Origin of the sequence: Sphingorhabdus sp. (assembly GCF_044354325.1) — a bacterium.
Classification (GTDB): Bacteria; Pseudomonadota; Alphaproteobacteria; order Sphingomonadales; family Sphingomonadaceae; genus Sphingorhabdus_B.
The window spans coordinates 1-10,272 of record NZ_JBILAF010000077.1 but is presented as its reverse complement, the minus strand read 5'-3'; the positions used below and the strand labels follow the sequence as shown (position 1 = coordinate 10,272).

Below are 10,272 nucleotides of genomic sequence, written 5' to 3'. Positions count from 1 at the left end.
CAAAAATGGCAGGATCGACCACATATAGGCCCGCACATAGCTTTGTGCTTTGGACGCAAGCTCGGCTTGCTGGCCAAGCGTCAGCAACACCGTCTCTGCCTGCCACAGGACCAACCAGATCGGAATCATGATCGCAACCGCGACCCACAATCCTTGGCGGAATGTGCGGCGGATATCGCGCACCGAATGGGCCTTTGCGCCGCGCTCGCTCGCCATCATCGGCGCTGTCGCGGTAACGAGACCCATGCAGAAAATCGCCGCCGTCATGCACAGGTTGAACCCCAGCGATGCCGCTGCCAACTCGGTTGGCCCCAGCCACCCCACCATCACCACATCGGTCGCGCCAATCAATGACATCGACAAGTTGGTTAAGATCAACGGCCAGGCAAGCGACAATGTCGCGCGAAATTCATCGCGCCAAGGGGACTGACGGTCCAAAGGGAATGCCGCTGTGGTCATGGGACGCGCTGGATAGCGGAGCGCGTTAGGTTAGACCACCCCCGGTGTGATGGTCATGATAGGACAGGCGTTACTGCGCCGCTTTAGCCACCCCAACCAAAGCAGGGCGCAGTAAGCGATCCTTGATCATATAACCCGCCTGCATCTCGGCCACGATCGTGCCCGGTTCAGCATCCGCACTTGGGATTTCGACCATCGCCTGATGCTGGTTCGGGTCAAGCGGCATGCCCATTGCGGCGATGCGGGTGATGCCGTTTTTGGCAAAAACGCTGTCGAGTTCGCGGCCAGTGGCTTCAAGGCCAATGACGAGCGGCTTCATCGACTCGCTCTCGCGCATTTCGGCGGGGATAGCTTCCAATGCACGCGCCAAATTGTCGGACACGGACAAGACGTCGCGGGCAAAGCCGGTTGCGGCATACGCGCGCGCATCTTGCGCTTCCTTTTCCATGCGACGACGCACATTTTGGGTTTCGGCCTGCGCATACAGGACTTCTTGCTGTGCCGTGGCAAGCGCGTCTTCAAGCGCGGCAATTTTGGCGTCGGCGGCGTCGGTCGCTTCTGAAGCGTCATCCTTCATATGCTCTGGCACGCCTTCCAATTCCTTTTCTGCTGCTGCATCTGCGGATACAGTGTTCTTGTCCGTCATAACCTAATTAACCCATGATTGTTGCGGCACTTATGCCGCCTGTTGCTTTGCGCATATAGAAACCAATTCGGTTTCATCAAGCCGTGCGTCACTTTATTAAGCGGCTGAGCGCCTGTGCCGTGAAATCGACCATCGGGACGATGCGGGCATAATTGAGCCGTGTCGGCCCAATGACGCCCACGACACCAACCACCTTGCCACCGGCTTCGCGATAAGGCGCAGCGATGACCGAGGAGCCGGACAGCGAGAACAAATTATTCTCTGAACCAATGAAGATCCGCGTCGACTGCGCATCGCGGGCACTGTCGACCAAACGCGCGATTTCTTCCTTGCTTTCCAATTCGTCGAGCAACTGGCGCACCCGGTCAAGGTCCGCCGCTGCGGCGTCGTCAATCAGGTTCGATTGACCGCGCACAATAAGCACCGGCCGGTCATTGGCATCAAGCGACCAAATCGCCAGACCGTCGCGCACGAGCTTCTGGCTTGCCACATCAAGCTCCGCCTGCTCAGCGCGAATTTCCCGGTCAAGATGCTCCAACGCCTCTGACAAGGTCAAACCCGACAATCGCGCCGAGATATAATTGGACGCCTCAACCAACGCCGAATCGGAAACAGCCGGGTCAATCGCAACCAACCGGTTTTCGACGCTGTTGTCGGACCCTACCATGATGGCCAAAACTTGGGTCGGCGACAGGCGCGCAAAGTTAAATGCCTTCAACACGGCATCGCGTTTGGGGACGAGCACGATTCCGGCACAGGCCGATAGCCCCGACAGCACCGACGTTGCCGCCGCCAACGCTTCTTCAATTGGCCCATCGCTTATGATTTGCGATTCAATCGCACGGCGTTCTTCCATTGACGGTTCAGCCGACTGCATCATGCCGTCGACAAAAAGACGAAGCCCGCTTTCGGTGGGCACACGGCCGGCGCTGGTGTGCGGAGAGGCAAGTAAGCCAGCCTCTTCCAAATCCTGCATCACATTGCGAATGGAGGCCGGCGACAAATTCAGGCCCGCAAATTTGGAAAGCGTTCGCGACCCCACGGGCGCGCCATTGTCCAAATAGCTTTCGACCACCATCCGGAAGATGACGCGCGTGCGATCGTTCAGTTCATTGATTGGAATTTGGCTCACGGTTGCTGGTTTAGCGCAGCGCGCTTGCAAAGCAAGCGGGGCAAGCTATTGCGTTCTTCAACCCATTATCAGGAGACTATCATGCGACCATCAGGCCGTGCGCCAGACGAAATGCGCGCCATTTCGATTGAAACCCATTTCACCAAGCATGCAGAGGGCAGCTGCCTCATTTGCTTTGGCGACACCCGCGTGCTTGTCACCGCAAGCGTTGAAGATCGCCTTCCACCATGGTTGCGCGGCAAGGGTGAAGGCTGGGTGACGGCGGAATATTCCATGCTCCCACGCGCGACGCACACCCGCAGCCAGCGCGAAGCAGCGAAGGGCAAGCAGTCAGGTAGAACGCAAGAAATTCAACGTCTTATTGGCCGTTCTTTACGCGCCGTCGTAGATATGAAAAAGCTTGGCGAGCATCAGATCACGATCGATTGTGATGTGTTGCAAGCCGACGGTGGAACGCGCACCGCGGCTATCTCTGGCGCGTGGGTCGCCTTACGGCTTGCGGTCGATGGCCTGCTTGCTTCGGGTGCGATTAAGGAAGATCCGATCAGCGGCCGCGTCGCGGCCATCAGCTGCGGCATCGTTAACGGAACGCCCGTGCTTGACCTCGACTATATCGAAGATTCGAGCGCCGATGCCGATGCGAACTTCGTCCTTATTGAAGGCGGACAAATCGCCGAAGTACAAGCGACCGCCGAAGGTGCGACCTATGATGAGGAGAGCCTGCTGCGCTTGCTCCGTCTCGCACGCATGGGCACCGACCGGATATTTGCGGTACAAGCTGAAGCTGTAAAGTAACCGCATTTGGCAGTTTAAACGCCAATGTCATTCCCGCGAAAGCGGGGATGACAATATGGTTCAAGGCAAGAATATATGACCCATCGCAAATTGCAGCCCGGCAAGCTTGTCATCGCCAGCCACAATGCGGGCAAGGTGCGTGAAATCCGCGCCTTGCTGGCGCCCTTCGGTATCGAACCGGTTTCGGCGGGTGAGCTTGGCTTACCCGAGCCCGAAGAGACCGGCACGACCTTTGCCGAAAATGCGCTGCTGAAGGCACATGCCTCCGCCCAAGGATCGGGCCTGCCGGCCTTGGCGGATGACAGCGGTCTTTGCGTGGCCGTACTTGGCGGAGCGCCTGGTGTATACACCGCGGACTGGGCTGAAAAGCAGCCGTTCGAAGGCGGCCCAGGGCGCGACTGGTACATGGCAATGGGTAAAGTCGAGGGCAAATTGGCCGAGCTTGGCCCAGATACCGACCGAAGCGCACATTTTATCTGCACCCTCGCGCTTGCATGGCCCGATGGCCATGAAGAACTGTTCGAAGGCCGCGTACATGGTAGCCTAACATGGCCTCCGCGCGGCACGTTGGGCTTTGGCTATGATCCTGTGTTCGTGCCAACCGACCGCACGCAAACTTTTGCGGAACTGGACCCGGCGGAGAAACATGCCATGAGCCATCGGGCAGATGCGTTCCGCAAATTGGTTGAGGCCGTTTTTTGACAAGCGCCGCATCTCACAAGACCGTAGCCCAGAGCAGCAGTCACGCAGTGGCTGCGACCGTCGAAGGGCGGCCATCAGTCAAGCACGGTGGTTGAACGAGAAGCACCCTTCGACTTTTCGGCAGTGCTCCGCACTGCCGGCTCAGGGCTACGGTAAAGCTCGAATGTCAAATCCGCTCGCCCTGTATATCCACTGGCCCTTTTGCGTTTCCAAATGCCCTTATTGTGACTTTAACAGCCATGTGCGGGAAAGCGTAGACCAAGACGCGTGGCGCGCCGCATTGTTGGCGGACATGGCCCACGAAGTGGCGTTGACACCTGACCGTAAGCTGAGTTCCATTTTCTTCGGCGGTGGCACGCCATCGTTGATGCCGCCGTCAACGGTCGCCGCGTTGATTGATGCCGCTGCGCAACATTGGGGCTTTGCCGACAATATCGAGATTACACTTGAGGCGAACCCGTCCTCGGTTGAGGCAGCCCGCTTCGCCGATTTGGCCAAAGCGGGCGTCAACCGCGTGTCGCTTGGCCTTCAGTCTCTCGATGACGCCGCCTTGGCCTTTTTGGGGCGTGCGCATTCCGTTGCGGAGAGCCTTGATGCGCTCGCAGTCGCGCAGCAACATTTCGACCGCGTCAATATCGACCTGATTTATGCGCAGCCCGAACAAACGGCTGAGCAGTGGGCGGCGGAACTTCGGCGCGCATTGTCCTTCGGCACCGATCATATGTCGCTATACCAGTTGACGATTGAGGCGGGCACACGGTTCGAAACGCTCGTGCGCACGGGACACTTCACCCCCGCCGACGATGACGATGCGGCGACCCTTTATGATATGACGCAGGACATGACGCGCGCGGCGGGCATGGCGGCTTATGAGATTAGCAACCATGCGCGGGTGGGTCATGAAAGCCGGCATAATTTGAGTTACTGGCGCTATGATGATTATATCGGCATTGGCCCCGGCGCACATGGACGGCGCCTGAACTATGCGACACAACGTCATAAAAAACCAGAGAATTTTCTTTCCGCAGTCGAACGCAACGCGCATGGCATTAGCGCCGAAGATCATCTCGACCCCGCAAGCCGTGCAACCGAAAGCTTGCTCATGGGACTGCGGTTGAGCGAGGGCATCAACCTTGACCGCCTGTCATCGCGCACGGGTATCGCTGCGGACAAGATGCTGGATTTCACGGCTGTCGACAAAATCGCGCGCCTTGGCCTTATCACCCGCACCGGCGACCGCATCACAGTCACGCCGCAAGGCATGCCGTTGCTGGATGCGATCCTTCCGCAAATAGTAGCGGTTGAGGCGGATGCTGCCGCCTGATAGCATGACGGCATAATGTCACTGCTCGCCGAATATCTGACGTTCCTGACCGACAATCGCCGGATGTCGCCGCATAGTGTCCGCGCTTATCATGCCACGGCAGATCGGCTTACCGCTTTTCTGCAATTGCACTGGGGAGCGACAGTTGACCGCACAACGCTGATAAAAATTTCCGCCGCTGATATGCGCGCATTTCTCGCGGACCGGCGTGGCGATGGCCTGACCAACCGGTCCACCGCGCGCGAATTGTCCGCTGCCCGTCATTTTTTGCGCTTTGCACTGGGCGACAACGCGACCCTGCCCCCAATGAAGGGCCCGCGCGTGCAACGCAGTCTGCCGCGCCCCGTCAACCCCGACGATGTTCTCGCACTGGCGGATGACGTTGCAGAAAGCGCGAACGATGGCTGGATCGGTGCACGTGACTGGGCCTTGCTTCTCCTGCTCTACGGCAGCGGCCTGCGCGTGAGCGAAGCGACCGGGCTGCTCGGCGATGTCTTACCGCTTGCCACGACACTGCGCGTCACCGGCAAGCGTAACAAGACGCGCATTGTGCCGCTGCTCGATCAAGTCCGCACCGCTATTCAGGAATATATTGCGCTGTGTCCCTATCCAATGGCGGCAGACCAGCCATTGTTTCGCGGTGCGCGCGGTGGGCCATTGGCGCCCGCACTTGTGCGCCGCGCGGTGCAAGGTGCGCGCATGCGGCTTGGCCTATCGGAACGCACCACGCCGCATGCCTTGCGCCACAGCTTTGCAACGCATTTGCTCGCGGGTGGTGCAGATCTGCGCAGTCTTCAGGAGCTGCTCGGCCATAGCAGCCTATCATCAACGCAAATCTATACCGCCGTCGATACGGCTATGCTTCTGGATGAATATCAGAACGCGCATCCAAGGGCTTAGGCGCAGGCGTCGCGCTGGGCTTCCAGCGTGCCAGCCGCCACACATAAGACCCCAATATGCCGACGATGATGACGGTCGACAAAGGCCCAAGCCACTTTTCGATATCGCCAAATTGTGAGCCCAAGAAATAGCCAGCGCAGGCGAGAGCCGCGCTCCACCCCGCCGTTCCAATAGTGGAGAAAACCAGAAAACGGCGCAGCGACATCCCGAACAGACCAGCGGGAATCGAAATCAATGAACGCAGCGTCGGCAACATGCGCGCCACGAGCACGATGATTGGCCCATGCTTGCGAAACAGCCCATGCCCGCGTTCAATCTCCGCCCAGTCGAGCGTGAGCCAACGGCTGTAGCGGTCGATAAAAACATGCATCCGCGCTTCGCCAAACTTGATGGCCAACCAATACCACAGCCAGTTGCCAAGCATTGCGCCTGCGGTTCCGGCAGCGATCGTGCCCCAAAGGCTCATATTGCCACGCGACGCGGACACACCCGCCACGGTCATAATGACCTCTGAGGGGACGGGCGGGAAAACCGTCTCCAGCAGCATCAGCAGGGCGACGCCCCAATAATGCCCCCATTCGACGAGCCTGATAATCCAGTCTTCCATTAACCCCTGCCGGCAATCCTGCGTTCAATGGCATCAAGTATTTTCGCGGCGGTATCGGTGCCATTGAACCGGTCAATCGCGACGATACCGGTTGGCGAGGTTACGTTGATTTCCGTCAGCCATTTTCCGCCAATAACATCAATGCCGACGAATATCAGACCAAGTTCTTTCAAACGTGGCCCCATCGCAGCGCAGATTTCTTGCTCCTCCGGGGTCAGTAACGTCGCTTCGGCACTACCACCTACCGCAAGGTTCGACCGGAATTCGCCTTCACCCGGACGGCGGTTGATCGCCCCTGTGACTTCGCCGTCTATAAGAACGATCCGCTTGTCGCCCTTCGCAACGTCGGGCAGGAATGGCTGCACCATATGCGGTTCGGGCCATGTCGAATTGAACACCTCAAACAGCGCGCCGACATTGCTGCCATCGGCTTCAATCCGGAAAATGGCCTTGCCGCCATTGCCATGGAGAGGCTTTACTACAATCGCGCCATGTTCCTTTTGAAACGCGCGCACTTCATCGAGTGAACGCGTAATCAGCGTCGGTGGCATGAACTTGCGATAGTCGAGCACCATGACCTTTTCCGGCGCATTCCGCACGCTGGCCGGGTTGTTGACCACCAACGTCTCATGCTCGATGCGTTCAAGCAAATGGGTGGCGGTGATATAGCCTACATGAAATGGCGGGTCCTGCCGCATCAGCACGACGTCAATGTCGGAGCCCAGATCGATGCGCTGCGGCGCACCGAACCGATAATGCGCGCCCTCGACGCGTTGGAGGTCATGCACGGGATGTGCGAGCGCCGTCAGCCGGTCGTTGGCGTCGAGCGTCAATGACATCACATCATAATGCCAAATGTCATAGCCGCGCGATTGGCCAGCAAGCATTAGCGCAAAGCTGGAGTCGCCATGAATGTTGATGCCGTCCATCGGGTCCATTTGGACCGCCATTTGTATTGCCATTTGCTTGTCCTTATCCGTGCCAGACGTTTGGCAGATGGTTCGGCCAACGCCATGGCGCAACCATAATCACGTCTATCTGCATATTTTCGCATTCTTTTCCATATTTCGGGAGCAGAATTTCCGCCGCAGCGGCAACGCGGCGTAATCTGTACGCGTCAATCGCGGTGGCGAGGTCACGCACATTTGCGCGCGCTTTTACTTCGACGAACGCAATGGTTTTGCCGCGCCGCGCGATCAAGTCGACTTCGCCGCGCGGCGTTTTCACACGCGTGGCAACGACCCGCCAGCCCTTTAACCGCAAAAACCAGGCGGCGATATTTTCGCCGCGCCGCCCCAATTTTTCTGCGGCCAACCGGTTCACTGCGACTTCAGTTGCGTAGCGCGCGCATAGACGTCGCTGCGCTCCAGCCCGAAACGCTTGGCAATGACGCCAGCGGCTTTGGCGGCGGACATCATATCCAATGCTTCGCGCAAGGCTGCGTCCACATCGCCGGTGTCATATGCAACGTCATCCGCCGGCGGACCGATGATCAGGACGATTTCACCCTTTGGCTCTTGCGCCGCATAACGCGCGGCAAGTTCAGACGCCGTGCCCGTTACAACCTCTTCAAATTTCTTGGTCAGTTCCCGCGCGACGGCGACTTCACGGTCGCCATAGGTCTCCGCAATCGCGGAAAGCGACGCAGCAAGACGCGGCCCCGCCTCGTAAAAAACCAACGTCGCCTTTACCTGTCCCAGTTCCTCCAAGGTTTCTACACGTGCCTTGGCTTTATTGGGAAGGAAACCGGCAAACAGAAAGCGGTCTGTCGGCAAACCGCAAATTGATAACGCCGCCGTAACCGCGCTTGCACCGGGGATCGTATATACCGGCACGCCTGCCGCGCGTGCGCTGCGCACCAGCTTGTAACCGGGGTCTGAAATCAGCGGCGTCCCCGCGTCCGACACCAACGCAACCACCGCGCCGCGCGCAGCGGCGACCAGTGACTCGCGCTCCGCCTCGCCACTATGGTCGTTATAGCGCCGCATCTTTTTCTTCAGGCCAAGATGGTGCAGCAATTTACCGGTTACCCGGCTGTCTTCTACTGCCACAATTTCTGCGGCTTCCAGCAGATCAATCGCCCGTTGTGACATATCTGCAAGGTTGCCGATTGGTGTCGCAACGACATATAAGCCCGATTCGAACATCATCTGATTTATATGCTTCTACCCAAGGGAACATTCATGAGCGCAACCAATGCAGCAAGCGGCGCAACGCCGCAAGCTTTAGCAGGACAGATCAAAAAGCTGCTGGTTTTGGCCTCGGTCATTTTGCTCGCGGCCTGCGCCACCGCCCCGCGTGGGGGCAAAGGGCCACCCCCTGTGGTGTCCGAGGACGCGCTGGACGGCATGCACCGCGTGGCGTTGCTGTTGCCGGTGACTGGTCCAGACGGCGACGTTGGCCAATCCATCGCCAACGCGACTGCGCTTGCACTGGCCGATACCAAAGCAACCAACATCCGCATGATCACCTATGACACCAGCACCGGCGTCGCAGCAGCGGCAAAGCGCGCGGTCGCCGATGGGAACAAGGTCATATTGGGCCCGTTGCGTGGCGATGATGTTGTGGAGGCCGCCGCAGTCGCGCGCACCGCAGCTGTGCCCATCATCAGCTTTTCCAACGATGTCGGCGTTGCCGGGCAAAATGTATTCTTACTCGGCCATTTGCCCAATCAATCCATCGACCGCGTTGTCCGCTACGCCCGTTCGCAAGGGTATAACCGGTTTGCAGGCGTCGTTTCGACCAATGTATACGGCCAGCGTGCGCAATCGAACCTGACCTCTGCAGTGCGCAGCGCTGGCGGTACGCTTGTTGCCATTGAAGAAGCTGACGGAACGACATCGTCTGCGGATGCCGCTGCACGCCGGTTGGCAAAATTGGGTCAGATTGATGCTGTCTTAATTGCCGACAGTGGCCGTGCAGGCGTTGTATTGGTCCCAGCGCTTCGGCGCAACGGGATGCGCAATACAAAAATTCTCGGCACCGATTTGTGGAATATCGATGGGTCTTTGGCGGGTAACTCTGCCATGTATGGCGGCTGGTTTGCGAGCGTCTCCGACACGCTTTATACGCAATATGCCGCCAAATATCGGGCACGCTTTGGCAAGGCGCCACTGCGGCTTTCCAGCCTTGGCTATGATTCGGTGCTTTTGATCGCGCGGGTTGCGCGTGACTGGCGTCCGGGGACGAAATTTCCCGTTGCGCAACTGACCGATCCGCAAGGCTTTATCGGCGTTGATGGCGCATTCCGCTTCATGCCCAATGGCCTCACCGAGCGCATGCTTGAGGTGCAGGAAATTCAGTCGGGCAAGTTCGTGACCATCAGCCCCGCACCGACGCAGTTTGTAAAATAACGCGGCGGATCAAGCGGCGGGCCTGTCCGGCGAACGCAATTTAGTGGCGGCAATGCTCATTATGGACATGGCCGCCGACCATTTTGCGGGCTTTCTCGATTTTCTTGAGCACCATTTGACGCTTTAGCCGCGAAAGGTGATCAATGAACAAAATGCCTTCGAGATGGTCCATCTCGTGCTGAAGACAGGTCGCCATGAGGCCCGTCATTGTCTCTTCATGAAACTTGCCATCAAGGTCCTGCCAACGTGCACGGATTTGCGCGGGGCGTTCGACCTCTGCATATTGGTCAGGCACCGAAAGGCAGCCTTCATTATACAGGCTGTGTTCGTTCGACGGGTCCAATATTTCCGGAT

General features: G+C 58.4%; 13 protein-coding genes. 5 read left to right on the top strand and 8 right to left on the bottom strand.

Annotation, left to right across the window (positions count from 1 at the left end; all coding sequences use genetic code 11):
- The 3 genes from ACIQ0G_RS07895 to hrcA all read right to left on the bottom strand — a co-directional run.
- Window positions 1-459 (bottom strand): MATE family efflux transporter (locus tag ACIQ0G_RS07895; protein WP_397577433.1); only part of this gene is annotated, 459 nt, incomplete at its 3' end.
- A gap of 70 nt (window positions 460-529) precedes the next feature.
- A complete protein-coding gene (grpE, locus tag ACIQ0G_RS07890; RefSeq protein ID WP_397577432.1) occupies window positions 530-1,105 on the bottom strand; it encodes a nucleotide exchange factor GrpE in 576 nt (191 codons plus the stop codon).
- An 88-nt stretch (window positions 1,106-1,193) separates the two neighbouring features.
- A complete protein-coding gene (gene hrcA / locus ACIQ0G_RS07885; protein ID WP_397577431.1) occupies window positions 1,194-2,237 on the bottom strand; it encodes a heat-inducible transcriptional repressor HrcA in 1,044 nt (347 codons plus the stop codon).
- Window positions 2,238-2,318: 81 nt separating this feature from the next.
- Between hrcA and rph the strand changes: the two genes are divergently transcribed.
- From rph to ACIQ0G_RS07865, 4 genes are all read left to right on the top strand, one after another.
- Window positions 2,319-3,032: a ribonuclease PH gene (rph, locus tag ACIQ0G_RS07880; protein ID WP_324479447.1), complete on the top strand. Its 714-nt coding sequence runs from the start codon at window positions 2,319-2,321 to the stop codon at window positions 3,030-3,032.
- A 75-nt stretch (window positions 3,033-3,107) separates the two neighbouring features.
- Window positions 3,108-3,734 (top strand): RdgB/HAM1 family non-canonical purine NTP pyrophosphatase, encoded by a 627-nt coding sequence (rdgB, locus tag ACIQ0G_RS07875; protein WP_397577430.1) that lies wholly within the window; start codon window positions 3,108-3,110, stop codon window positions 3,732-3,734.
- A 163-nt stretch (window positions 3,735-3,897) separates the two neighbouring features.
- Window positions 3,898-5,058: a radical SAM family heme chaperone HemW gene (gene hemW, locus ACIQ0G_RS07870; protein ID WP_397577429.1), complete on the top strand. Its 1,161-nt coding sequence runs from the start codon at window positions 3,898-3,900 to the stop codon at window positions 5,056-5,058.
- A 15-nt stretch (window positions 5,059-5,073) separates the two neighbouring features.
- Window positions 5,074-5,958, top strand: a complete 885-nt coding sequence (locus tag ACIQ0G_RS07865) for a tyrosine recombinase XerC (RefSeq protein ID WP_397577428.1) — start codon at window positions 5,074-5,076, stop codon at window positions 5,956-5,958.
- On the opposite strand, the gene ACIQ0G_RS07860 is transcribed toward ACIQ0G_RS07865, so the two are convergent.
- From ACIQ0G_RS07860 to rsmI, 4 genes are read right to left on the bottom strand one after another with little or no spacing between them, the layout of a single operon-like run.
- Window positions 5,915-6,565, bottom strand: coding sequence for a DedA family protein (locus ACIQ0G_RS07860; RefSeq protein WP_397577427.1), 651 nt, complete (start codon window positions 6,563-6,565; stop codon window positions 5,915-5,917). The genes ACIQ0G_RS07865 and ACIQ0G_RS07860 overlap by 44 nt on opposite strands.
- A complete protein-coding gene (gene gshB, locus ACIQ0G_RS07855) occupies window positions 6,565-7,527 on the bottom strand; it encodes a glutathione synthase (RefSeq protein ID WP_324479442.1) in 963 nt (320 codons plus the stop codon). Before gshB ends, ACIQ0G_RS07860 begins: the two co-directional genes overlap by 1 nt.
- Window positions 7,528-7,537: 10 nt before the next feature.
- Entirely contained in the window at window positions 7,538-7,888 is a 351-nt protein-coding gene (locus ACIQ0G_RS07850) for a YraN family protein (protein WP_333568978.1), read from the bottom strand.
- The gene (gene rsmI, locus ACIQ0G_RS07845; protein WP_397577426.1) at window positions 7,885-8,715 is read right to left on the bottom strand and encodes a 16S rRNA (cytidine(1402)-2'-O)-methyltransferase; all 831 of its coding nucleotides are present in this window, start codon (window positions 8,713-8,715) and stop codon (window positions 7,885-7,887) included. The genes ACIQ0G_RS07850 and rsmI overlap by 4 nt, the downstream gene beginning before the upstream one ends.
- A 33-nt stretch (window positions 8,716-8,748) precedes the next feature.
- Here rsmI and ACIQ0G_RS07840 point away from each other — a divergent pair, with 33 nt between their 5' ends.
- Window positions 8,749-9,918, top strand: coding sequence for a penicillin-binding protein activator (locus ACIQ0G_RS07840; protein WP_397577425.1), 1,170 nt, complete (start codon window positions 8,749-8,751; stop codon window positions 9,916-9,918).
- Window positions 9,919-9,958: 40 nt separating this feature from the next.
- Here the strand turns inward: ACIQ0G_RS07840 and ACIQ0G_RS07835 are convergent.
- A partial coding sequence (locus ACIQ0G_RS07835) for a peptide deformylase (RefSeq protein WP_397577424.1) occupies window positions 9,959-10,272 on the bottom strand: 314 nt, incomplete at its 5' end.

Bases quoted from the DNA above. Each gene is read 5' to 3' on its own strand.
- grpE (WP_397577432.1), bottom strand. From the start codon at position 1,105: ATGACGGACAAGAACACTGTATCCGCAGATGCAGCAGCAGAAAAGGAA.
- rph (WP_324479447.1), top strand. From the start codon at position 2,319: ATGCGACCATCAGGCCGTGCGCCAGACGAAATGCGCGCCATTTCGATT.
- rdgB (WP_397577430.1), top strand. From the start codon at position 3,108: ATGACCCATCGCAAATTGCAGCCCGGCAAGCTTGTCATCGCCAGCCAC.
- hemW (WP_397577429.1), top strand. From the start codon at position 3,898: ATGTCAAATCCGCTCGCCCTGTATATCCACTGGCCCTTTTGCGTTTCC.
- ACIQ0G_RS07865 (WP_397577428.1), top strand. From the start codon at position 5,074: ATGTCACTGCTCGCCGAATATCTGACGTTCCTGACCGACAATCGCCGG.
- ACIQ0G_RS07860 (WP_397577427.1), bottom strand. From the start codon at position 6,565: ATGGAAGACTGGATTATCAGGCTCGTCGAATGGGGGCATTATTGGGGC.
- gshB (WP_324479442.1), bottom strand. From the start codon at position 7,527: ATGGCAATACAAATGGCGGTCCAAATGGACCCGATGGACGGCATCAAC.
- rsmI (WP_397577426.1), bottom strand. From the start codon at position 8,715: ATGATGTTCGAATCGGGCTTATATGTCGTTGCGACACCAATCGGCAAC.
- ACIQ0G_RS07840 (WP_397577425.1), top strand. From the start codon at position 8,749: ATGAGCGCAACCAATGCAGCAAGCGGCGCAACGCCGCAAGCTTTAGCA.